The organism is Mycolicibacterium aromaticivorans JS19b1 = JCM 16368, assembly GCF_000559085.1.
Taxonomy (GTDB): Bacteria; Actinomycetota; Actinomycetes; order Mycobacteriales; family Mycobacteriaceae; genus Mycobacterium; species Mycobacterium aromaticivorans.
The window spans coordinates 923,664-946,810 of record NZ_JALN02000001.1 but is presented as its reverse complement, the minus strand read 5'-3'; the positions used below and the strand labels follow the sequence as shown (position 1 = coordinate 946,810).

The 23,147-nt window shown below is 66.2% G+C and carries 22 protein-coding genes; 12 read left to right on the top strand and 10 right to left on the bottom strand.

Annotated elements, in window-relative coordinates:
• Positions 1–80: 80 nt before the first annotated feature.
• Complete coding sequence (locus tag Y900_RS04540; RefSeq protein ID WP_051659881.1) at positions 81–1,607, top strand: flavin-containing monooxygenase; 1,527 nt, start codon at positions 81–83, stop codon at positions 1,605–1,607.
• Positions 1,604–2,452 carry an alpha/beta fold hydrolase gene (locus tag Y900_RS04535; RefSeq protein ID WP_036339519.1) on the top strand — a complete coding sequence of 283 codons (849 nt, stop codon included), beginning with the start codon at positions 1,604–1,606 and terminating at the stop codon, positions 2,450–2,452. Before Y900_RS04540 ends, Y900_RS04535 begins: the two co-directional genes overlap by 4 nt.
• Before the next feature lie 14 nt (positions 2,453–2,466).
• Here the strand turns inward: Y900_RS04535 and Y900_RS04530 are convergent, their stop codons facing one another.
• Genes Y900_RS04530 through Y900_RS04515 form a run of 4 tightly spaced genes read right to left on the bottom strand, consistent with a single transcriptional unit; the run spans position 2,467 to position 7,718 of the window.
• Positions 2,467–4,269, bottom strand: a complete 1,803-nt coding sequence (locus tag Y900_RS04530) for a sulfatase family protein (protein ID WP_036339516.1) — start codon at positions 4,267–4,269, stop codon at positions 2,467–2,469.
• A 13-nt stretch (positions 4,270–4,282) separates the two neighbouring features.
• Positions 4,283–5,284, bottom strand: a complete 1,002-nt coding sequence (locus Y900_RS04525) for a VOC family protein (protein WP_036339514.1) — start codon at positions 5,282–5,284, stop codon at positions 4,283–4,285.
• The gene (locus tag Y900_RS04520; RefSeq protein WP_036339511.1) at positions 5,281–6,147 is read right to left on the bottom strand and encodes an alpha/beta fold hydrolase; all 867 of its coding nucleotides are present in this window, start codon (positions 6,145–6,147) and stop codon (positions 5,281–5,283) included. Before Y900_RS04520 ends, Y900_RS04525 begins: the two co-directional genes overlap by 4 nt.
• Positions 6,144–7,718 (bottom strand): bifunctional 3-(3-hydroxy-phenyl)propionate/3-hydroxycinnamic acid hydroxylase, encoded by a 1,575-nt coding sequence (locus Y900_RS04515; protein ID WP_036345802.1) that lies wholly within the window; start codon positions 7,716–7,718, stop codon positions 6,144–6,146. The genes Y900_RS04520 and Y900_RS04515 overlap by 4 nt, the downstream gene beginning before the upstream one ends.
• 105 nt (positions 7,719–7,823) lie before the next feature.
• Between Y900_RS04515 and Y900_RS04510 the strand changes: the two genes are divergently transcribed.
• From Y900_RS04510 to dmpG, 4 genes are read left to right on the top strand one after another with little or no spacing between them, the layout of a single operon-like run.
• On the top strand, positions 7,824–8,456 hold the full coding sequence (locus Y900_RS04510; RefSeq protein ID WP_036339509.1) for a TetR/AcrR family transcriptional regulator: 633 nt from the start codon (positions 7,824–7,826) through the stop codon (positions 8,454–8,456).
• The gene (locus Y900_RS04505; protein WP_036339506.1) at positions 8,453–9,241 is read left to right on the top strand and encodes a 2-keto-4-pentenoate hydratase; all 789 of its coding nucleotides are present in this window, start codon (positions 8,453–8,455) and stop codon (positions 9,239–9,241) included. Before Y900_RS04510 ends, Y900_RS04505 begins: the two co-directional genes overlap by 4 nt.
• Complete coding sequence (locus tag Y900_RS04500) at positions 9,238–10,206, top strand: acetaldehyde dehydrogenase (acetylating) (RefSeq protein WP_081844982.1); 969 nt, start codon at positions 9,238–9,240, stop codon at positions 10,204–10,206. The genes Y900_RS04505 and Y900_RS04500 overlap by 4 nt, the downstream gene beginning before the upstream one ends.
• Entirely contained in the window at positions 10,203–11,228 is a 1,026-nt protein-coding gene (gene dmpG, locus Y900_RS04495) for a 4-hydroxy-2-oxovalerate aldolase (RefSeq protein WP_036339503.1), read from the top strand. Before Y900_RS04500 ends, dmpG begins: the two co-directional genes overlap by 4 nt.
• On the opposite strand, the gene Y900_RS04490 is transcribed toward dmpG, so the two are convergent.
• A complete protein-coding gene (locus Y900_RS04490; RefSeq protein WP_036339501.1) occupies positions 11,229–11,888 on the bottom strand; it encodes a TetR/AcrR family transcriptional regulator in 660 nt (219 codons plus the stop codon). It lies immediately after the preceding gene.
• A gap of 115 nt (positions 11,889–12,003) precedes the next feature.
• On the opposite strand from Y900_RS04490, the gene Y900_RS04485 reads away from it, so the two are divergent.
• The 4 genes from Y900_RS04485 to Y900_RS04470 are packed head-to-tail and all read left to right on the top strand — an operon-like array spanning position 12,004 to position 16,793.
• The gene (locus Y900_RS04485) at positions 12,004–13,137 is read left to right on the top strand and encodes a VOC family protein (RefSeq protein WP_036339500.1); all 1,134 of its coding nucleotides are present in this window, start codon (positions 12,004–12,006) and stop codon (positions 13,135–13,137) included.
• Complete coding sequence (locus tag Y900_RS04480; protein ID WP_036339496.1) at positions 13,134–14,072, top strand: fumarylacetoacetate hydrolase family protein; 939 nt, start codon at positions 13,134–13,136, stop codon at positions 14,070–14,072. Before Y900_RS04485 ends, Y900_RS04480 begins: the two co-directional genes overlap by 4 nt.
• Complete coding sequence (mhpA, locus tag Y900_RS04475) at positions 14,069–15,610, top strand: bifunctional 3-(3-hydroxy-phenyl)propionate/3-hydroxycinnamic acid hydroxylase MhpA (RefSeq protein WP_237752497.1); 1,542 nt, start codon at positions 14,069–14,071, stop codon at positions 15,608–15,610. Before Y900_RS04480 ends, mhpA begins: the two co-directional genes overlap by 4 nt.
• Complete coding sequence (locus Y900_RS04470; RefSeq protein ID WP_036339494.1) at positions 15,603–16,793, top strand: cytochrome P450; 1,191 nt, start codon at positions 15,603–15,605, stop codon at positions 16,791–16,793. The genes mhpA and Y900_RS04470 overlap by 8 nt, the downstream gene beginning before the upstream one ends.
• A gap of 11 nt (positions 16,794–16,804) precedes the next feature.
• Here the strand turns inward: Y900_RS04470 and Y900_RS04465 are convergent, their stop codons facing one another.
• Positions 16,805–17,473, bottom strand: coding sequence for a M15 family metallopeptidase (locus tag Y900_RS04465; protein WP_036339492.1), 669 nt, complete (start codon positions 17,471–17,473; stop codon positions 16,805–16,807).
• A gap of 1 nt (position 17,474) precedes the next feature.
• On the bottom strand, positions 17,475–18,164 hold the full coding sequence (locus tag Y900_RS04460; RefSeq protein ID WP_036339489.1) for a PAS and ANTAR domain-containing protein: 690 nt from the start codon (positions 18,162–18,164) through the stop codon (positions 17,475–17,477).
• Between the two features lie 314 nt (positions 18,165–18,478).
• Between Y900_RS04460 and Y900_RS32685 the strand changes: the two genes are divergently transcribed.
• Entirely contained in the window at positions 18,479–18,955 is a 477-nt protein-coding gene (locus tag Y900_RS32685; RefSeq protein WP_036345797.1) for a hypothetical protein, read from the top strand.
• A 23-nt stretch (positions 18,956–18,978) separates the two neighbouring features.
• On the opposite strand, the gene Y900_RS04450 is transcribed toward Y900_RS32685, so the two are convergent.
• On the bottom strand, positions 18,979–19,611 hold the full coding sequence (locus Y900_RS04450) for an SOUL family heme-binding protein (protein WP_036339487.1): 633 nt from the start codon (positions 19,609–19,611) through the stop codon (positions 18,979–18,981).
• A 120-nt stretch (positions 19,612–19,731) separates the two neighbouring features.
• On the opposite strand from Y900_RS04450, the gene Y900_RS04445 reads away from it, so the two are divergent.
• Entirely contained in the window at positions 19,732–20,571 is an 840-nt protein-coding gene (locus tag Y900_RS04445; protein WP_036339485.1) for an SDR family oxidoreductase, read from the top strand.
• Here the strand turns inward: Y900_RS04445 and Y900_RS04440 are convergent.
• Both Y900_RS04440 and Y900_RS04435 read right to left on the bottom strand, forming a co-directional pair.
• Complete coding sequence (locus Y900_RS04440) at positions 20,568–21,704, bottom strand: acyl-CoA dehydrogenase family protein (RefSeq protein ID WP_036339482.1); 1,137 nt, start codon at positions 21,702–21,704, stop codon at positions 20,568–20,570. The genes Y900_RS04445 and Y900_RS04440 overlap by 4 nt on opposite strands.
• A complete protein-coding gene (locus tag Y900_RS04435) occupies positions 21,704–22,936 on the bottom strand; it encodes an acyl-CoA dehydrogenase family protein (RefSeq protein WP_036345796.1) in 1,233 nt (410 codons plus the stop codon). Before Y900_RS04435 ends, Y900_RS04440 begins: the two co-directional genes overlap by 1 nt.
• Positions 22,937–23,147: the final 211 nt, after the last annotated feature.

Genomic DNA, 23,147 nt, shown 5'->3' with positions numbered 1-23,147 from the left:
AACTCCCTCGAACCCTTGACACTGATCCGCAAAACTATAACACTATTCACGTTACAGTTTCTACGCCGGAGAGTGTCCGAATGACCGTGAACTCGCTCAACCAGGTCCGCCCCACGCAGTCCCTGCGCGGCCACGTCGATGTACTGATCGTCGGCGCCGGTATTTCCGGCCTCGGGATGGGCCACTATCTCGCCACCATGCAGCCCGGCAAGAGCTTCGCGATCGTCGACAGTCGCGATGCGATCGGGGGCACCTGGGACCTGTTCCGCTATCCGGGCATCCGGTCGGATTCCGACCTGCACACCTTCGGCTACGAGTTCAAGCCGTGGACGTCTGACAACGCGATCGCCGACGCCCACGAGATCCTCGACTACCTGCACGAGGTGGTGGACGAGGACGACCTGGGCCGCCGAATCTATCTGCATCACAAGGTGTTGAAGGCTGACTTCGACTCGGCCACCGCGCAGTGGACGGTCGCCCTCGAGCGTGACGGTGAGCATTTCGAGGTGACATGCGACTGGCTGTTCGGGGCCACCGGATACTACGACTACGCGGGCGGACATCGACCGCACTTCGAGGGTGAAGAGGATTTCGAGGGAAGGATCGTCCATCCCCAGTCCTGGCCGGAAGATCTCGACTACACGGGTAAGAAGGTTGTCGTGATCGGCAGCGGCGCCACCGCGGTGACGTTGATTCCCGCGATGGCCGGCGAGGTCGAACACATCACCATGCTGCAGCGCTCGCCGTCCTACGTGATGCCACTGCCGCGCAAGGACCCCATCGCCAACTCGTTGCGGAAAGTGTTGCCTGCCAAGGCCGCCTACGCCGCGACTCGCCGCTTCAACATCGGCAAGGGCCGGTTCATCTACAACCTGTGCCAGCGCCATCCCAAGCTGGCACGCCGGATCATCCGCTCGTTGAACGTCAAAGCGCTGCCGGAAGGCTTCGAGGTCGACACCCACTTCAACCCCACCTACAACCCGTGGGATCAGCGCTTGTGCGCGGTGCCCGACGCGGACCTGTTCCGCACGATCGCGCGGGGTAAGGCGTCGGTGGTCACCGACCGCATCGCGCGGTTCACCAAGACCGGCATCCTGCTGGAGTCCGGCAAGACGCTCGACGCCGACATCATCGTCACCGCAACCGGTTTGAAGTTGCTGCCACTCGGCGGAATCCAGGTGTCCGTCGACGGCGAGGTCAAGAACCCGCACGATTCGCTGCTGTACAAGAGCTTCATGATTTCCGACATCCCGAATCTGGCATTCGCGTTCGGCTACACGAACTCGTCGTGGACGTTGAAGGTCGGGCTGGTGTGTGAGCACCTGTGCCGCCTGCTGGCTTACATGGACCGGCACGGCTACACGACAGTGGTCCCCATCGTCGATGACCCGCACATGGACAAGCGTCCGATGCTCGACTTCTCGGCCGGCTATGTGCAGCGCTCGGTGGACCTGTTCCCCCAGCAGGGCTCGACCGGCCCATGGACAGTCGAGATGGACTACTGGGCGGATCACGACCGGCTGCGCAAGGGCTCTGTCGAGGATCCGGCGTTGCGGTTCAGCACCGCCGTTGGCGCACAGGCGGTTTCTCGCCTCGCGAGAGCATGAGTCGTACCGCCTTCGTCGAGGCCGATGGCCGTCGCACCCGGGTCAGGGTGGACGGTGACCCCGGAAACCCACCGGTTCTCCTCATCCACGGCATCGGTCGCAGCCTGGAGGATTGGGCACCGCAGCACGAACGGCTGGCCCGGTCCTACCGGACGATCTCGCTCGACGTGCCCGGCTTCGGCTTCTCCGAGCGCCCGCAACAAACCGTCACCCTGCCGGTGCTGGCGGATGGGGTCACCGCTGCCCTCGACGCGTTGGGGGAGAACAGACCCGTCCATGTGGTGGGCAACTCACTTGGCGGCGCCATCGCCCAGCAGCTGCTCGTCGATCAGCCGGAGCGGATCGCGAGCCTGGCTCTGGTCAACAGCGCCGGTTTCGGCAGCGAGGTCACCATGCTGCTGCGAATGCTCACCATGCCGGTGCTCGGCCCGATGAGCATCCGACGACCCACCCGCGCCAGCGCCGCGCTGATGGAACGGCTGATCCACGGCGACAAGGCAATCGCCACCAAAGAGCGAATCGACCACGCGTTCGCCGTCGGGTCCGTGCCCGGTGCAGGCGAGGTGATGCGTGAGACCGCGCTCGCGCTCGGCACGCCACGCGGGGTGCGCCCGGAGTGGCGCCGTGAGCTCGCCGCGGGCGTGGCCCGGACACCGCGTCCGACGCTGATCGTCTGGGGCACCCGGGATCGCATCCTGCCCGCACACCACATTCGTACGGCGATGCGGGTGTATCCCCACGCCGAGGCCCACCTGCTCAACCGCGTCGGGCACATGCCGCAGCTCGAATGCCCCAAGCGGTTCGCCGATCTGCTGCTGCCATTCCTGGCGCGCGCCGCCGGCTGATCAGCTGCGACCGCTCAGAGATCCATCCGGTCGATCTGCCAGTCGATGTCGCCGAACTGAGGCATCTCGCGCCCGTCGTCCACGCCGATCTCGGACTTGATGACCGCCTCGAGCTTGGTACTGGCCGACATCACCAGGTCGGCGTGTTCACCCTTGGTCCCCGCAAGGTTGGTCATCTCTGCGGTATCGGATTGCAGGTCGTACAGCTCGACATCGTTGAACCGGTAGAGGTCGTCGAGATTCGCCGGCACGTTGCGCTGGGCGGGAGCAAAGTACCTGCTGAACTTGTACCGTCCGTCGAACATCGTGCGTAGGCTGCCGCGCTTGGTGAGATCCGGGCGAAATCCACTGGTCTGCATCAATTGTCGAGGATCCTGGCCGGCCGCTTTTGCCTCTGCGAACAGCTTGACCGCGTCGCTGTCGTTGGTCGCCAGTCCGCTGTAGGTGAACAGCACACTGTCCCGAACTGCATGCACGTCAGCACTGCCCGGCTTGGAAAGCGCCGCGCTGAAGTCCTTGCCCGGCAGCGCCCGCCCGGCCAGCTCATCGACATCGCCCGCGGACACGCCGGCCATCGCCAGCAGACTAGGTACCACATCGATGTGGCTGGTGAGTGCGTTCAGGTCCTGTCCACCGCTGACGTCCGGGTGCACGACGTGCATGGGCAGGTGAATCGCCTCCTGGTAGGCGAATGGCCCCTTCCCGCGCAGCCCGTGCGCGCCGGCCATCTCACCGTGGTCGGAGGTGAACACCACGATGGTGTTGCGGGTCAGGGCGAGATCGTCGAGTTCGTTGAGCAGCAGGGACATCTGCTGGTCGACCGAGCGGATGCTGTTGAGGTAGAAGTCGGTGAAGCGCTGCCAGCGGTCCGGTTCGGGGGGAATGGTACCCAGGGTGTAACCCCAGGCTTTGTCGAACTCGCCATGGGCGGCGGGCCGGCCCGGCTCTTGCATCGACTGTGTGAGGCTCGCGGGCAGGGCGCTGTCCCAATGCTGCTGGTACAGGGCGTGCTCGGGCGCCCGCGCGGCGTGCATCAGCAGCGTGCCGGTGTCCTGCACGTGCTCACCCGGCTTGTCGGTATTGAAATACATGATGTCGTGCGGATTGATCAGACTCACGAACAATGCCCACGGCTTGCCGTCATCGGCCATCGGTCGCCCGGTGTTGCGCAGCCAGCACTGCGCGCCGGCGGCGATCACCGAGTCGGTGGTGTAGCCGCCGAGGTCATGGGCCAGCGAGTCGATCGGAAGTCCGAAGTCCGAGAAGCCGTACGCGTCCATGCGTTCGGTGAGCACCTGCTGGACAGGCTCGCGGTCGAAGGCGGCGTCGAGGTGCCACTTTCCCTGGTAGGCGGTGTAATAGCCCGCCTTGCGGAGCAGATGCCCGATGGTCGGCACCCCGGTGCTCATGGCCTTGACGTAGGGCAGGTCGGCGTTTTCGAACATCCCGTTGTCCGGAGTTTGCAGTCCGGTCAGTAGGACCGCGCGCGAGCTGGTACACATCACGGCCGAGCTGTAGTGGTTGTGGAAAGTCACGCCCTCCTGGGTCAGCCGCTCGCGAGCCGGCAGCGACATCCCGGTCGGCCAGGATGGAAAATAGCGCTCCTGGTCGGTGAACACGAACATGATGTTCGGGTGTGAACCACGTTGTGGAGCAGCCGGTCTGGTCAGTGCTGGGCTCGATGCGGCAGGCGTGGTCGTGGTACCCGATCCGCAGGAAGTCAGTAACGGTACGGCTGCTGCGCCGCCGGCGGCGAGGGCGAGGAATCGGCGCCGCGACGGGCCGGTGGTGAACGAGCCGGACTCGTCGGTGTTCATGGCTGCCTTCCTGTCAGTCATCGGCTATGCCGGCTCCGGCCAGAGCGGGCATCGTGGCTTCACGGTGCAGCACGGAGTGGGCACCTGTCTTGAATCTCTCCATCAGCTGGACGATCGTGCTGCCCTCCGGGGTGTGGCCCCAGATGCTGATACCTGCGTGAGTGCGTGGTTCCCAGGTGGACTCATCGACGACAATCGGGTTCCATCCGACTTCCCATTCGAAGCCCGACGGGCTCACCGCATAAAACGACAGCTCCTTGTCGTTGGTGTGCTGACCGATGGACAGAGCCATGTCGAACCCGAGTTCTTTGACTCTCTGGTAGGCCAATGTCATGTCGTCGAGTTTGGCGACTTGGACATTGCAGTGTTGGATCCGGGTACGAATGGGGTTGACCGGCAGTCGGTTCACCGACGCGATCGCGACGCTGTGATGGCGTTCGTTGACCCGCAGGAACCGGATCTTGAACTTCAGTCCGCTGATCGTCTCATCGATGTAGTCGGATAGGCGCGCATCGAACACCGTGCTGTAATACCCACGCATCTGGTGTGGCTTGCTGGTCGCGATCGCGACGTGGCCCATTCCGCCTGTGCCGGTGACGAACCCGCTGGTACCGAGTCGTAGCGGCGTCTGCGCGGAGCGGGGGCTGACATACACCTCCTGGGTCAACCCGTTGGGACCCGGAAAGCGGACGAAACGCTCGACGCCGCGCAGTGCGGATTCCTCCGACGAGCCCTGGGTCACCGCCACTCCGTGGCCGCGCACCCGCGCTTCGATGGTCTCGAGGCAGCGGTGGTCGTCGACCTCCCAACCCAGGGCGATGGTGTCTTCAGCGGGTCCGCGCTGAACCAGGAAGCGGCAGGCGTTGTCGTCGAGGCGGAACCGCAGCACGTCGGGGAGTGCGTCGTCGAGGTGCATGCCGATGGCGTCGCGGCCGAATCTGGCCCAGTCGGAGAGCTTCTCGGATTCGACGACGAGGTAGCCCAAGTGCACTCGGCCGAATACGTCGGTGTTCATGCCAGGGCCAGTTTCGATGCGGGGGAGAGGAACTCGGCCACCAGATCGTTGAACAGATCCGCTCGCTCCCACTGCATCCAATGCCCGGTGTGTGAGGTCATGACGAGTTCGGCGTTGGGCATCAGATTGAGCAGCATCGGCGCGCCCGCCGGCCGGTTCACCTTGTCGTCACGGCCCCACAACACCAGGGTCGGGTTGCCGAGCCGGCGCAGCCGTTTGTCCCGGGTCAGATCCATTCGCCATAGGGTGCGTATGCCGGACGGCCGGCGCAGCGGCGGGTTGGCGACCACCTCAGGGTCGATCGACGCCTGATACCGCAGATCGATCAGGTCGTCGGGTACCGCCGCGCCGTCGAAGACCAGATACTCGCGGATGAACGTGGCGAGCTTGTCACGGCTCGGTCCGTCACCGGTGTAATACGACAGCAGGCATTTCAACCCTTCGGTGGGCAGTCCGCGGGTGGTACCGATTCCGCCCGGGCCCATGAGGACCAGCTTGCCGACGCGGTGCGGGGTGTCCAGTGCCAGGCGCAACGCGGCCGCACCGCCGTAGGAGTTGCCCACCAGATGGGCTGTGGCCAAACCCAATTCGTCGAGCAGGCCGCGCATCGTGTCGGCCAGATAGCCGAACGGGTCACGATGATCGACGTACTTGCTCGACCGCCCGTAGCCCGGCATATCGGGCACCACGACACGGTGCCCGCGGGCCAGTGCGTCGATGTTCCGCGAGAAATTCGACAGACCCGACGCGCCGGGGCCGCCGCCGTGCAGCAGCACGACCGGCGGGCCGTCACCACCCGTGTCCGTCACGAAGATGTCGGCGCCGTTCGAGCGGACGTGGTACTCGGATTTCACAGTGGTCATGCGTGGTCCTTCACTCGGGTGGCTCGTACGGTGAGCCCGGTCGGGGGAGCGGGGAGGGGGTGGGCGTCGTCGCCGGCCGCGTAGACGAACCCGTCGGGCCGCACCGCGAGCACCGTTGCCTTCTTCTTCGCCAGCCAGTCGATGAGCCTGCCGTCCCGATCGACGATGCCGTCGGCACCCGGCGCGCTACCTGGCGCAACGATCCTCACGACCGGCACCCCGGCCAATCGCCAAGGCAGCCAGGACTGTTCGGTGCCGGTGTGCACGATCGTCCATCTGCCTGCGAGGAGGTCATCGAGGCGAACGATGGATCCGCGTTCGTCGATGACCCACGGCTGAGGCATCAGCCAGCCGGTGGCCGCGGTGCCGTTGTGCGCAAGCAGACCGGTCCGGTAGCGCGCATCGGGCAGCCATCGGTGATTGCGCAACCACGCCGTGAAGCCGGGGAGTTTGCCGGCGAAACGGAAGAATCGACTGCGTACGGCCGCTCGCAGTGTGTTGTGCTCGATGATGATATTGCCGACCTTCACCGCGCGACTGGTGACTTCCTTGACGTGCGGCAGCCGTTCCTCCTGATAGGTGTCGAGCACCGAGTCGGGAAGGGAGTCGGTGACCACGGCGTGCAGTTTCCAGCAGAGGTTCGCGACGTCGCGGATACCCGCGCACATACCTTGACCGATCCACGGTGGCATCGCATGCGCCGCATCGCCGGCGAGGAAGACCCGGCCCACCCGCCACCTGTCGGCGAATCGGACGTGATGGTTGTAGCAGGCGAAGCCGATGATCTCGACGTTCGCCCGCGTTATTCCCTGGTGGTGCAGCACTTTCCAGATCGCATCCTCGGTGAGGAGGTCGTCCTCGTCTTCGTGCTCGCGGACCGGGAATTCCCATCGATGGTGGTCGAGTGGAGTCGGACAATCGACCGTCGGCCGTTCGGGGTTGCAGTGGAAGCGGAGTTGGTCGTGGCCCGGCCAGCTCTCGATCACTTTGGTGTCGATGACGATCCAGCGCTCGGAATACGTTCGGCCGGTGAAACCGACGCCCAGCTGTCCGCGAATCGCGCTCGAGCCGCCGTCTGCGGCAATCACATAGCTGGCCGTTGTGCGTTTGAACTGATCCTGAGTGAGGTCGGCCAGCATCAACTCGACCGAGTCGGGTCGCTGGGTCAGGCGCAGACACTCGTGTTCCAGAAGGAGTGACACGTTCGGGAACCGGGCCACACCCTTCCTCAGGACACCTTCCACAGCGGGCTGGTAGATGAACTGCTGCGGCGGGTGGCCATTACCGCGATCCGCCGGGAGCAGTTTGACGATGCTCACGCCCCCGGCGTCGACGAAGTCGGCGCCGGCACCGGGCAGCATGTCGGCGTTGAGCTGGTCAGCCAACCCGACCTGTTGCCAGATCCGCAGCACCTCCTCGTCGGTGGAGATGGCCCTGGCCCGAAAGTAGACATCGGGGTCGCGTTCCACCACCACGACTCTCAGGCCCAGCTGGCCGAGCAGGTTGGCGGCGGTCGCACCCACCGGGCCGTAGCCGACGATCGCGACGTCGTACGTCGAGGCGCTGTTCATAGCTGTCTCCGATCCGGCTGCCGCGTCCTCGGTGACGGGCACTTGTTCCGTAGTGATCGATACGGTAGTGTAGTGATCACTACAGAGTCAAGAGATGAGGCGGAAATGGCCACAGCGGACAAGCCGAAGCGCCGTGCCAAGCGGGTGGACGGCGAACTGTCGCGCACCAGAATCCTCGACGCCGCCACCGAGATCGCAGCCGAACGCGGTTACGAGGGAACGAGTATCGGTGCGGTGAGCGCAAAGTGCGGACTGCCCGCCAGCTCGATCTACTGGCATTTCGCCGACAAGGACGACCTGATCGCCGCGGTGATCGAACGCAGCTTCAACAACTGGATGGCGGTCTGGCAGTTGCCCGAGGATCTGGTTGCGGTCGACCGTCTGATGGATGTCGCAACGGGGACCGCCAAGGCACTGATGGAGTCACCCGACTTCCTGCGCCTGGGCCTCATGCTGGCGCTCGAGCGCCGGCCGGTCGAACCGAGGGCGCGGGCGATGTTCGTCAAGGTCCGCGAAGAAGCCTTCGACGCGATGAGTCGAAGCCTCGATCGTCTGGGGATCGGACTGACCGAGGGGCAGGTCCGGGAGCTCGCCACGTATGCGATCGCCGGTGCCGACGGGCTGTTCATCGCCAAGGAGATCGGGGGAGACGCGGTCGATCTGCTGTCCTTGTTCACCCTGCACGGGCAAGCCCTGTATGCGACCGCGATGCGGATGGTCGAAGAGAACGCTCGATGATGCTGTCGCGCAGTGAGATCGAAGACGCTGCCGGCATACTCGCGGTTGCTGCCGAGCAGGCCCGCCCGACCGATCAGCTGACCGGTCGCTATCCCGGAATGGACGTCGGGGACGCCTACGCCATCCAGAAGGTGAACCTGGCTCGCCACCTCGGCGCCGGCCGCTGCGTGGTCGGCCACAAGATCGGTTTGACCTCCGAGCCGATGCAAACCCTTCTGGGCGTGGACGAACCCGACTTCGGTTACATCCTCGACGACATGGTGCTGGCCAACGACTCGACGGCGCAGTGGGCCCGGTTCTGCGCGCCCCGGGTCGAACCCGAGGTGGCCTTCCTACTGCGGGCTCCGCTGCGCGGCCCGAACGTCACCGTCCACGACGTGCGTGCAGCGACCAGCGCGGTGGCGGTGGCCCTCGAGATCGTCGACAGCCGAATCCGCGACTGGAAGCTGACTCTGCGCGACACGGTGGCCGACAACGCGAGTTCCGGTGCTGTGGTCGTCGGTGAGTGGGTTCCGTACTCCGAACACCTCGACCTGGCCGCCAGCCGAGCATCCCTGCGGCTCAACGGGCATGAGGTCGACACCGGCTTGGGTTCGGCCGTCCTCGGTGACCCGGCAACCGCGGTCGCCTGGCTGGCCAACTCACTGAGCGAGTTCGGAACAGAGCTCGCGGCAGGACAATTCGTGATGTCGGGTTCCTTCACCACGGCAGCGTTCGTGCGTTCCGGCGATATCGCCTCTGCCGCGATCAGTGGTTTGGGCGTCGTGTCCGTGAGATTCGCGTGAGTGGAACCGTCTCGCCAGGACCGCGCTGGCCGGTCGCGATCCTCGGCTCCGGCAACATCGGCACGGATCTGATGGTCAAGATCCAGGGCAGCGACGGACCGCTTGCACTGGCAGCGATGGTCGGCATCGACCCCGATTCCGATGGACTGGCTCGCGCGAGGCAACTGGGGGTGCCGACGACCGCGGAAGGTGTCGACGGACTGGTGCAAATGCCGGAATTTCCGGACATCAGGCTGGTTTTCGACGCGACCTCGGCCTCGGCTCACTACGCGAACTGGGACCGGCTGGCCGACACGGGTGTACGCGTGCTCGACCTGACTCCGGCAGCGGTCGGCCCCTACGCCGTGCCGGTGGTCAACCTCGACGATCACCTCGACGTGCCCAATCTCAACCTGGTGACCTGCGGTGGGCAGGCGACGGTACCAATCGTCGCGGCAGTGGCTCAGGTCGGCCTGGTGTCGTATGCCGAAATTGTCTCCTCGATCGCCTCGAAGTCGGCCGGCCCCGGAACGCGGGCGAACATCGACGAGTTCACCGAAACCACTGCGGCCGCGGTGGTTTCGGTCGGGGGAGCCCGACGAGGACGCGCGATGATGATCCTCAACCCCGCCGACCCACCGGTCATGATGCGCAACACCGTGTACTGCCTGGTGGACGGAGACGTCGACCCTGGCGCGATCGAGCAGTCTATCGAGGTGATGGTCGACAGGGTGCGGGCGTACGTCCCCGGCTACCGGCTCAAGCAGCGGGTCCAGTTCGAGTTCTTCACCGCTGACAATCCGCTGTTCATTCCGGAGACGGGCACGTTCGTCGGTACTCGAGTCACCACGCTGATCGAGGTGACCGGTGCCGCCGATCATCTGCCCGCCTACGCAGGCAACCTCGACATCATGACCGCTGCCGCCAAAGCGACGGCGGAGCGAATTGCTCTGCACACCAAGAGAACCGCAGGAGCATCGGCGTGAATGGCCAGCTGTACATCAGCGACGTCACCCTGCGGGACGGTATGCACGCCGTCCGTCACCAGTACAGCCTCGACCAGGCCGCGGCGATCGCCGGCGCGCTCGATGACGCCGGGGTGGACTCCATCGAAGTGGCCCACGGCGACGGTCTGGCCGGCTCGACGTGCGCCTACGGTTTCGGTGCGCATACCGATCTGGAGTGGATCGAAACCGTCGCGTCGGTAGTGCGCTCGGCCAGGGTAGCGACCCTGGTGCTGCCCGGTATCGGGACCGTGCGCAACCTCAGAGACGCGCACCGGGCCGGAGCCACCGTGGTGCGGGTGGGCACCCACTGCACCGAAGCGGACACCGCCGCCAAACACATCACCGTCGCGCGCGAGCTCGGCATGGATGCGGTCGGGTTTCTCATGATGAGCCACATGGCCACTCCCGACGTGCTGGCTGGTCAGGCCAGGCTGATGGAGAACTTTGGGGCGAGCTGCATCTACATTGTGGACTCCGGTGGCGCGATGGTGATGCCCGCCGTCGCCGACCGGGTCGACGCGCTTCGCCAGACGCTCCTGCCCAGCACACAGATCGGCATCCACGCCCACCACAATCTGTCTCTGGGCGTGGCGAATTCGCTTGTCGCCGTGGAGCACGGGGCTTGCCGCGTCGATGCGTCGCTGGCGGGGATGGGCGCCGGCGCCGGTAACGCTCCGCTGGAGGTGTTCATCGCGGCTGCGTCCCGGATGGGCTGGTCGCATGGCTGCGACCTCCATGCACTCGAAGATGCCGCCGATGATCTGGTTCGCCCGCTGCAGGACCGCCCGGTGCGGGTCGACCGGGAGACGCTGACCCTCGGTTATGCCGGGGTCTACTCGAGCTTTCTGCGGCATGCCGAGGCCACCGCCGAGCGCTACGGCGTCGATGCCCGAACTCTTCTCGAGGAGGCGGGGCGTCGCAGGATGGTCGGCGGGCAAGAAGACATGCTCGTCGATATCGCACTCGACGTGCTGGCCGGCGCACCCCGAGCCGACGGCTGATTACGCCGCCGACTCCGATCCCATCAGTTCGTCGAGATCCGGGAGCGGCAGGCGGCAGATGTCCTCGGCTTCAGCCTGGCTGACGCCCAGCATCACCAGGACGCCGCGGGTGGCACTATCGGCGGCCTCGGCGCCGTCGCGCTCGCGCTGATTCTGCAGTAGCTGCCCGAGACCCATCAGCGCGCCTGCGGCCACCGACAGGGCCAGCTCGGGATCGGTCACCGTGAACCGGCCCGCTTCGGCCGCGACGGTGATGTCGCGCAGCGCACGTGGACCCAGCCCACGATCGGCGAACATCAGCGTCAGGCCCGAGTTGAGCAGCACGCGTGAGGTCTCGGGTCGCTGGCGGAACAAGCGCCCGACGATCCGGAAGCTGCGGGCGAAGGTCAGTGCGGGATCCTCGCCGTCCACCGCGAGCTTGTCCAACAGTGCGCCCAACGCATCCAGGATGTCGTTGACCGCGGCCTCGAAGAGCTGTTCCTTACTCTCGAAGTGGTTGTAGAACGAGCCCATCCCGACGTCGGCAGCTTGGGTGATCTCCAGCACCGGCGCATTCAGCTTTCCGGCGGCGATAAAGCTCTGAGCTGCGCGAACGAGCGCAGCACGCGTCTGCATCTTGCGTCGTTCCAGGCGGTTTCCCGCCCCGGCATCACTTGCCATCAGCAGATATTAGCAGCGGATGTCATTTCTGAGGATTTCGTCAGAAACCTTGACTGATGATGTCCTCGTAAGTGATGATTTCGTCAGTCTTCGACAGTCGGCGAAAGGGGGCGTTATGACGCAGCACCTCGACACCCACCGGGATCTGCACAGTGACCAGGGTGCGTTGCGCGGCGAACACCCGGGCCGGGCGAAGAACCCCATCATCAAAGTGCGCGATCTCGCCTGGTTGGAGTTCGAGAAGCCCGACCTGACCCGCGCCGAGACGTTCGCGCACGCATTCGGGTTCACCACCGAGCTGCGCACCGATCGGGAGTTGCACCTGCGCGGCGCGGACAGCGGCACGGTGTGCGTGATCATCCGTCGCGGGCCGCGCTCACGATTCGTCGGTCCCGCGTTCGCCGCGCACGACGTGGCTGACGTGCAGCGGCTGGCGGCGGCCACCGGAACACTGACCCGTCAGTCGCCGGACAGCATCGGCGGCGTGACCGTCGAACTCGTGGACCCGGCCGGAATGCCGGTGCGCGTCGTGGCCGGCATGCGTGACCTTCCGGAACAGCCGGCCCAGCGCGTTCATACGTTCAATTTCGGTCGAGAGGTGCTGCGTACGAACGCGACTCAGCGGCCTGTGCGCGAGCCGGCGCGGATTCAGCGACTCGGACACGTGGTGCTGCAGAGCACCACGTACCGGCGGTCGCTGGACTGGTATCTGGAGCACTTCGGTCTGATAGTCAGTGATTTTCTCTACTACCCCGGCCAGCGCGAGCGGGGGCCGACCATGAGTTTCATCCGGTGCGACCAGGGGGCGACACCCACCGACCATCACACCATGGCCATGGTGCTCGGACCGGCGGACCGTTATGTCCACTCCGCCTATCAGGTAAGCGATCTCGATGCGATCGCCGCCGGCGGCGAGTACCTGCGAGAGCGCGGCTTCCACCGGTCATGGGGTATCGGTCGTCATATTCAGGGAAGCCAGATCTTCGACTACTGGCGCGATCCGGACGGCTTCCTGGTCGAACACTTCAGCGACGGCGACTTGTTCGACAACACCCTGGAACCAGGATGGGCGCCGATGACGGCATCCGGGCTCGCCCAGTGGGGGCCGCCGGTGACCAAAGACTTCCTCGGCATCGCCCCCGGCAAGGAATCACTACGCGAGCTGCGCTCGATGCTGAACGCTGTCCGCGACGACAACGAATTCGACCTCACCCGCCTGCGGGGACTACTGAAAGTGGCACGCTCATGACGATTTCGGTCTATCGCACAGCTGACGGATGGTGGGCCGGCACAGCCGACTCAGTCGCCCGGATCGCCACCACGGCAACCACCACCGCTGCGCTGCTGGCCGACCGGACGGCCATCGATGCCGCGGTCGCCAACACCGAGACAGTGGCGCCGGCGACGCTCGAATTGCTCTCGCCGGTCACCGCCCCGTGTCGCGTCGTTGCGCAGATGACGAACTTCGCGTCGCATGTCATCGACACCGGAGGCGACCCGAAGTCGGTGCCGCTGACGTTCTTTCGGAAGGCATCGGGGTCCATCACCGGCCCCGTCGACGACATCGTCAAGCCCACCCACGTCCGACTGCTGGACTACGAGGTGGAGATCGGCCTGGTGATCGGGGCCGACGTCCCCGTCGGCACCACTGTCACCGCGGACAACCTCGCCGACTATATTTGCGGACTTGTGGTGACCAATGATGTCAGCGCGCGGGATGTCCAGTTGACCAAAACTCAGTTCTACGAAGGCAAGTCGTATCCAGGTTTCACCCCGGTGGGACCAGCCCTGGTGCTGGTGGACCGCGACGAACTGGCCCGCTTCGACGACCTGCGGCTACGACTCAAGGTCAACGGGCAACTCCGGCAGGACAGCACGGTCAAGGCCGACATGATCTACAAGCCGGTCCAGGCCCTGGCGGCGCTGACCCGCTTCCAGGCACTGTCCGCCGGTGACCTGATACTGACCGGCACCCCGGTCGGTACAGCACTGTCCGCACCCCCCAAAGCGGTGCAGAAGCTCTCCGCCCTGCTGCCTGACGAACTGAAGTGGAAACTGTTCTTCGCGGGCCAGGCCAAGAACACCAACTATCTGCATGATGGCGACATCGTCGAGGCCACGGTCGGAACCGACGACGGCAAGATCGACCTCGGAACTCAGCGCAACCCAGTCAGATTCGCATGACGGCGCTGCCCGCCTTCATGCCTGTGGTGATCGTCGGTGCCGGCCCGACAGGCGTATCGGCGGCGACCGCACTCGCCCGATACGGCGTCGACTGCCTGGTGCTGGACCGCTGGACTGATGTCTATCCTCAGCCGCGCGCGGTCCACCTCGACGACGAGGTGTTCCGGCTGTTGGCGGGACTGGGAGTCGGCGAGCAGTTCGCGGCGATCTCGCGCCCGGCCCGTGGGCTTCAGCTCCGCGATCCGGACATGCGTGTGCTGGCCGAGTTCCGCCGTGAAGAGGCGCTGAGCGCCAACGGCTATCCGCAGGCCAACATGTTCGACCAGCCGGATCTGGAACGACTGCTGCGCGACAACCTCGAGAAGCATCCGAACGCCGTATTACGGGGCAACGCCGAAGTTATCGACGTCGTGCCGATCAGCGCCGACCGTGCACGCGTCACCGTCACCGACCGGTCCACCGGCGAGCAGCACTGTGTCGAGACGCGCTATGTGCTCGGTTGCGACGGCGCGAACAGTCTGGTGCGCAAGGCGATCGGTTCGGCCATGGACGACCTGAAGTTTCAGCAACGCTGGCTAGTCGCCGACGTGATGACCGACGCCGACCTGGGCCAGTGGGACGGCGTGCACCAAGTCTGCGACCCCGGCCGCGCCGCCACCTACATGCGCATCGGACCATCCCGCTACCGGTGGGAGTTCCGGTTGCTCAAGGAGGAAACCGCCGACGACTATGCCACGCTTGCGGCGCTGTGTCCGCTGATCCGTCCCTGGGTGGACGGAGTGGCCCCCGAAGAACTGGATCTCGTGCGGGTCGCCGAGTACACCTTCCGGGCTCAGATCGCCACCCGGTGGCGCCGGTCGAACATGTTCATCCTGGGCGACGCCGCCCACTTGACCCCGCCGTTCATCGGCCAGGGATTGGGTGCGGGACTGCGCGACGCGATGAATCTGTCGTGGAAGCTGGCGGGCGTGATCAACGGCTGGCTGCCCGAGGCGGTGCTCGGCAGTTACGAGGACGAGCGAAAGCCGCACGCCCGCAATCTCATCCGCTTCGCGCTGGCTGTGGGAGCGGCAATGACCGCAGGGGGTCGCGTCGGAGATGCGCTGCGCAGAATCGTCGTGCCCCGGTTGCACCTGATCCCCGGCGTACGAGACAAGGCCGTGGACAGTGCGACACCGGGACTGCGCGCCAGTGGCCTGGTCATGAGATCGCCGGGACGGCGACAGCTTGCCGGCAGACTCTGCCCGAACCCGATTGTGTCGAACGGCAAACGATTCGACGAGATCGTGGGCCGCGCATTTGCGGTGGTCTCCGCGGTGCCAATCACCACAGCGCAACGCGACGAGATGGATCGCCGTGGCGCCGTCGTGATAGCGGCGCAGCCCGGTACGGAATTGGCGTCATGGCTACGCGCCGGGCGGGCCGCGGTGGGGGTGGTTCGTCCGGACCGTACCGTGCTGACAGCGGGCCGGAGCGTGGCGAAAGTGCTTGACGCAGTGCCGGCTTTCGCGCCGGACGTCCAGGCTGCCCATGTCTAGGCCGGCCATCGCGGTCCCGACCTACGAGCCGGACCTGTACTCGACGCAGGCGATCCTCGACCCATACCCGCACTACGCGCGGCTGCGACAGCTGGGCCCGGTGGTCTGGTTGCCCAAACAGCGGGTGTACGCGCTGGCGCGCTACACCGAATGCAAGACGGTGTTGCGCCACGACGACGGGTTCATCTCCGGTGAAGGCGTGGGTCTTTCCGCGGTGTTCAACAAGCTCTCGCGGGGCACAACGCTCAACAGCGACGGTGAGGAGCACGACCGACGGCGCAAGCTGCTGGCCCACCGGATGCTCCCCAGAGCCCTGCGAGAGCTCGACGAGGTCATCGACAGCCAAGCCAGGGATCTCGTCGCGAATGCGGTTCGCCGGCGCAACGTCGACGGCGTCGCGGATCTCGCTACGGCGCTTCCGGTTTCAGTGGTACCCGACCTGGTCGGTTGGCCCCGGGACCGGCGACAGCACCTGTTGCGCTGGGGCGGTGCAACGTTCGATGTGCTGGGTCCGATGAATCGGCACGCCGCGCGGTCGGTGCCGGCCAGCCTCCAGATGCTGCGGTTCGCGCGCGCCGTGGTCCGCGACCGCACTGTGCTGCCCGGCAGCATGGGTCATGAAATCCTCGAGGCAGCGCAGGGCGGCACGATGAGCGCGCAGGAATGCTCCGCGCTCATGGTGGACTATCTGGTGCCATCCTTGGACACCACCATCAGCGGAATCGCCAGCGCACTGGCGTTGTTCGCACGCCATCCCGACCAGTGGGATCTGCTTCGCGCTGACCCGGCGCTGGTTCCTGGTGCCGTCAACGAGGTGCTGCGCTACGAATCGCCGCTGCGCGCGTTCAGTCGCAAAGTCCGTCGCACCACCGAGGTGTCCGGCGTCGAATTGCCCTCCGGCTCGCGGGTATTGGTGCTCTACGCCTCCGCTAATCGCGACGAGCGCGAATGGGAGCAGCCGGACAGCTTCGACATCCGCCGCAATGCGGGCCGACATCTCGGGTTCGGCCACGGAACTCATGCCTGCGCAGGGCAGGCGCTTGCGCGCCTGGAGATGCAGGCGATGCTGCGCGCGCTGTGTGACGGCGTCAGCCGGATCGAACTCGCCGGCCCGCCAACGTGGGCGGTGAACAACATCATCCGCTGCTATGAGCGGCTTCCGTTGCGACTCGTGGCGGCCTGACCGGCGGCGCGCTAGTTGACCGGTACGTCGAGGATCGGGCGCTGAACCCCGGCGCCGGGGCCGTCGAAATGCCACCACTCACCGGAATAGACCGCCAGGCCGCCGTCGGCCATCGCGGCACGCAGCCGGGCGCGGTTCGCTTGAGCCACTGCGCTGACCCCGTCGGTGGCGTATGCCTGCGCGCGGGCGGAGAAGTCGTCGAAGTCGGTGCCCATGTCGACGAGCCGGCCGCGCTCGGCGATCGTCACGTCGACGGAACGTCCCGCCTCGTGGCTGCGTGCATATGGACCAGGTTTGGCCACCCACGCCGGATTGGGCACCGCCTCGAACATCCGGACCTGGATGTCGTGCGGGCGGTAGCAATCCCAGAACACCAGCACATCTCCTTGGGCTCGGAGATCGTCGGCGGCCTTGGCCAGCCCCGGCGCCATCGAGTTGTGCACCAGGCACCGCGCGTCAGCGGGGTAGAGCGGCACCCCGACAAAGTTGTTCGGCGTCGCGTAGCGCAGATCGACGACCGTGTCAGGCACCACGGTGCGCACATCGATTAAGCCGGCCGCCACGGCCTGCGGGCTCACCGGCGGAACCTCGGCGCCGGGTGCGGCACCGGCCGGGGTCGCCGCCCCGATGCCGACCATCGCTACCGCTGCGAGAATCGGCAGCGCCCGAATCGCCCTCATGTCAGGACGATTGAGTCTGCGGCGGACTCTCCAGCCGCCGGTCGGCGGTGAGTAACAGGTTGTCGTAGGCCGCCCGCGACGGTGAACTGTCCGACTGGGAGAGGGCGACGAAGTCGGTGACCACCTGCTCGGCCAAGAGCCGTAGTTTGATGTTGGCCTCCTGGGACCGCCAGCGCAGCAGGTCGAACGCCGCCTCGGACTCGATGCCGTACACAACCATCAGCATGCCCTTGGCCTGCTCGATGGTCGCCCGGTTCTCGGCGATCTCGGCGATCGCCTCGCTGAACTGCTTCTGGTTACGGTCTTCCGTGGGCGTGACGTCGACGTAGAAGCCCTCGGTGCCGACTACCTCGCCGCTGTCGTCGAGGAGCTTGTCGGCCACCACGATCACGTGATGGATCTGGCCGGCGGTGTCGACGATCCGATGCCGGGTGCTGAAGGCCTGGTGGTGCCGTCGGACGTCGTCCAGAGTGGTTGCCACCTGTTGGTAGTCGTCCGGGTGCTTGTGCGACAGCACCAGCTCGGTGGTGGGCGAGACGGTGCCCGGCTCGTAGCCGTGCATGATCTGCACCTCGTCCGACCATTCCCATCGCTCGTCGGCGAAGTAGAACCGAAACTGTCCGACCTGCTGCGGACCGACGCCGGCCAGGCCGTCGTCGCTCTCCGTTGCCGGATCCTGATCCGCAACCATTGACACCCCTCGCCCGGCAACCCGTTCGGTTGTCGCCCTTCACGATTTTCCGCAGGAGCCCGGACGCCGACGAGTGCCATGTAGGCAGAACCCATCGCCGTCCCAGGTTCTGCGGGCATTTTTTTCTACACCGTCCACCGGTCCGTTTTCAAGCGACCTCCTGGTGTGCGTGAACAACTGAGGTTTTCTGGGGCTCTGGTGACACAAGTGACGGATGTAACAAAATGCGTTCTGGTCCGACAACACCGGTACAGGGCGTTCACGGGCATCGGGACGCCGCCCTGCGAGCCGCGGAGGATATGACGGTGAAGCGCATGACGAACGCACATCTCTGGGTCCGTAGCGCCTGTCTGGGGATCGGCGCGCTGGGCGTGTCCGCGGCCATTCTGTCGGCCCCCATGGCCGGCGCCGACCCGGCCGCTCCCGCTGATCCTGTCGTACCGACGACCGCCGCCGCCGACACCAGCGCCCCGCCGGCAGACGAATCGGTCCCCGCGCCGGCGGCGGCGCCGGCGCCGGTCCAGCATCTGTCCAGCCCGGACAACCCGCCGCCGGGCACGACCACCACCGGCACCGACACCGCGCCGCAAGGCCGATTGAGCTACCTGCGGGACCTACTGCATGCGATGCGCACTCAAGAGGTGTCGGGCAGCGACGCATTGCTGCTACTCACCCAACGACCGCTCGACGCCAACGCGGCGCCGCCGCCCGGCATGTCGTCGACTCCGAGTGGACCGGTCGGAACATCAGCCGCGCCGCCCGCGGCTGACGCGGGTGCGCCGGCGAGTTAGTACCTCCCGACGGCCTCAGCCCATCACGCACTGTCGGCGACACCGACCACCACCTCGTTGCGGCGTCGGCACGGCAGCGTCCACGGCGGATCGTAGAACCAGGCCAGGGGTTCACCTGTGGGTTCGATGTCGTTGCGGTGCAAGGCTTTCATGAGCTGGCTGGTGCGCTCGGCGACCGCGTCCGGGCCGATGCTGCCGTTGAACCGCAGCACCGCCACGGTCTCGGGGGGAACCACCACGAGCTGCACGCGGTCGTCGTTCGGGGTGGGCAAGGTCTCCAGGGTGTACTTCGACGGCATGAAGAAGCGGATGACCCACTCGCCAGAGGCGTTGCGTTGCGTCGCGACCGGCGCGGTCATCGCGATCTTCTCGCTGGGCTGTTGGGCCACCGGCGCGGTCATCGCGATCTTGGCGCTGCCGGAATTGCCGCCGAAGATGTAGCGCGCCAGCAACCGAAAACCCTGACTGCGGGCCGACTCCTCATCGGCATCGATCGCCGTCTCGGCCGCGACGCGGGGCCCGTACCGGCGAATCTCGACACCGTCGACCACCCGCTCGACGGTGAAGGCCGGCTCCTCGGTGCCCACCCGAATCCCCACGATGTTGCCCACGCCTTCGGCGACTTGCACCACCGCTCCAGTAACAGTCTTCAACATGAGCGCCTCCTTGTTCTATTGCAGGCATACCCGCCCGACAGGTGAAAGTCGATTACCTGTTTCTGACGCACTTCCTGCCCTGCTGCCCGCCCGTGCGCGCCGGCCGGATATCGTCCGGTCATGACACGGGTTTCGGTAATCACCGGGGGTGCGGGCGGCATGGGCCGGGCCACCGCCAAGATCGTCGGCCAGGACCACACGGTGGTGCTCTGCGACATCCGGCAGGACCGGCTCGACGGCGCGGTCGCCGAGCTGGAGAGCCTGGGCATCTCGGCGACACCGGTTCACTGCGATGTCACCGACCGCGACGCCGTCGCGCGCCTGTTCGAGGCCGCGGCCGGTATCGGGCCGATCGCGTCGGTGATCCACGCCGCGGGTGTCAGCCCGAGTATGGGCGACGCGGACTACGTCATGACCACCAACGCCATCGGCACCCTCAGGGTCAACGAGGCATTCTTCGCCACGGCCGGTGAGGGATCGGCGATCGTCAACGTGGCGTCGATGGCGTCGCACATGCTTCCCGACGAACTCGTCCCCGCCCAGCATTTCGATCTGGCCTTCACCGATGAACCCCGGTTTCTCACCGAGATGCTGGCGGCGTGCGACATCGCGGGGGAGGAGATGCGCTCCGGGCTGGCCTACAGCGTGAGCAAGACCTTCGTCAGGTGGTACAGCTCCGCACAGGCCGAGCGGTTCAACGCCCGCGGCTTACGCATCGTCTCGGTGTCGCCGGGATCGGTGGACACCGAGATGGGTCTGTTGGAAGCCGACGCCGGTGCCGGCGCGATGGTCGCCAACGCCGCGGTGCCCCGTTGGGGGAAGGCCGAGGAGATGGCCGAACTGTTCGCGTTCTGCGCGAGCGACCGGGCCACCTATCTGACCGGAACCGACATCCTCAACGACGGCGGCGTGATCGCCTCGATGCGGGAACGGGCCCGGGTGGCCGCCCAAAACGCCTAAGGGCGAGTCAGTTTCGTGTACCGAGCGCGGTGCTCGTCGGTGGAGCCGAACTCGTATTGCAGCGCGGTGAGTCGCTTGAAGTAGTGGCCGATCGCCAATTCCTCGGTCATCCCCATGCCGCCGTGGAGTTGGACGGCGTTCTGGCCGATGAACCGCGCGGCTCGCCCGATGGTCGCTTTGGCCGCCGAGACCGCCCGGGCCCGAACCTTCGGCTCGGCCTCGAGGTTCAGCACCGCGAGGTAGACCGCGGCGACGGACTGCTCGAGCTCCATGTACATGTCGACCATGCGATGTTGCAGAACCTGGAACGTGCCGATCGGCTGACCGAACTGCTGGCGTTGCTTGCAGTACTCGACCGTGTCGGACAACACTTTTCGCATGCTGCCGACCGCCTCTGCGCACACCGCCGCCGCACCTTCGTCACGAGCGCGGGCCAGCGAACCGGCCGCGTCCTCGGTGAGCAGCGCGTCAACGGGCAGGCGCAGGCCGTCGAAGGTGATGTCGGCTCCGCGCCGGTCGTCGATGGTGCGGTAGCCGTGCACCTCGACTCCGGGCGGCGGGCCGGCGGGGTCGAATTCGGTGAGAAATAATGAAACCCCATGCGGGTCAGCGGGTTCACCTGAGGTTCGTGCGGTGATCAGCAGATGGGTGGCCAGCGGTGCGGCGGTGACGACGATCTTGTTGCCGGTGATGACCCACTCGTCGTCGGCGCGGACCGCGGTGGTGGACACCGCGTGGTCACCGTTGTCCGGCTCGGTGCCGGCCAGGACGACGATCGCGCTGCCGTCGGCGATGCGCTCCAACAGCGCGGCAGCGGAGGGGTGGTCGGCGCGCTGCAGCAGGCCACCGGCGACCACGACGGTGTCGATGAAAGGCTCGATCACCAGTGCGCGGCCGAGTTCCTCGGCGATCACCATGATTTCGACGGGGCCGCCGCCGATCCCGCCGACCGACTCCGGGAAGGCGGCGCCGAGGATGCCGAGGTCGTCTGCCAGAGCACGCCAGATCTCGGGCTGCCAGCCTGGTCCGATCTTGGCCGCGGTGCGGCTCTTCTCGAGGTCGTAGCGGGTGGCCAGGAACTTGCCAAGGCCGTCGCGCAGGAGCTCTTGTTCTTTGTTCAGGTTGAAGTCCATTACAGCCCCAGGGTCGCTTTGGCCAGAATATTGCGCTGAATTTCGTTGCTGCCCGCGTAGATCGAGCCGGCCCGGTCGTTGAAGTACCGCAGCGGCGCCACCGCCTGCCACGGCTGGCCGCTGACGTAACCGTCTGATGGAGGCTCGAAGTCGGCGACCGGACCGCCCGGCTTGGTGGCGTGCGGCTGGTATGCCCGGCCGTGCGGGCCGGCCGCTTCCATCGCCAGCTCGGTGATCGCCTGCGAGAGTTCGGTGGACAGGATCTTCAGCATCGACGACGCCGCGCCCGGGTGGCCGCCTTCGGCGACCGTTGTCAGGACCCGGAATTCGAGGATCTCGAGTACCTCCGCGCGGATCCCGACATCGGCGAGCTTGGCGGCGAATGCCGGGTTGTCGATCAGCCGGCCGCCGTCGGGCCCGGGCTGCTCGGTCGCCGCCGTGGCGATGGCCCGGGCCATCGCCTGCAGCCCCGGTGCCGTCGCGCCGCCGCCGCGTTCGAACTCGAGCAGATACTTGGCCACCGTCCAGCCGTCGTCGATCTGGCCGATCACGTTCGATGTAGGCACCCGCACCCCGTCGAAGAAGAGCTGGTTCTGTACCTGCTCGCCGGAGGTCATCACCAGCGGCCGGATCTCGATGCCCGGAGTGCTCATGTCGATGAGCACGAAGGTGATGCCCTGCTGCTTGCGGCCCGTACGAGAGGTGCGAACGAGGGCGAAAATCCAGTTGGCCTCGCCGGCATGGGTGGTCCAGATCTTGCTGCCCGTGCAGACCAGGTCATCGCCGTCCCGCACCGCCGACATCGACAGCGACGCCAGGTCCGAGCCGGCCTCGGGTTCGGAATAGCCCTGGCAGAAGAAGACCTCGCCGGTGAGGATGCGGGGGAGGAAGTAGTCCTTCTGCTCAGGCGTGCCGTAGGCGATGATGGCGTGCGCGACCATCGAGATCCCCATCGGCGACAGCGCCGGAGCCCCGGCGAGAGTCGACTCGCGGCTGAAGATGTAGTGCTGGGTCAGGGTCCAGTCGCAGCCGCCGTGTTCGACCGGCCACGCCGGAGCGGCCCAGCCCCGCTCGTGGAGGATCGCTTGCCAGGCCATGCTGGCCTCGTGGTCGGCGTAGACGCTGGTCATCAGCCGGCCGGCCTGCCGCAGTTCAGGGGTGAGCTTCTCGTCGAGGAACGCCCGCACCTCGTCTTGGAACTCAAGATCTTTCGCCGACCACGACAGGTCCATCAGCTGTTCCTCCATCTGCACACGGCCGTTCTCAGAAGTAACGGTAGCCCGTCGTCGGTGGCGGGCTTGCGCTGGGTGTCACTCATTCTGCGCTCTCGGGTTTGAGGTGCCCCACCCCGGGGAACAGGTCGGGAGGACGCCGCCGGGCGTCCCCCCACACGTGACACTGAGAGGCTCGGTCCCTGGACAAGGGACCGGGCCTTTCGTCTGT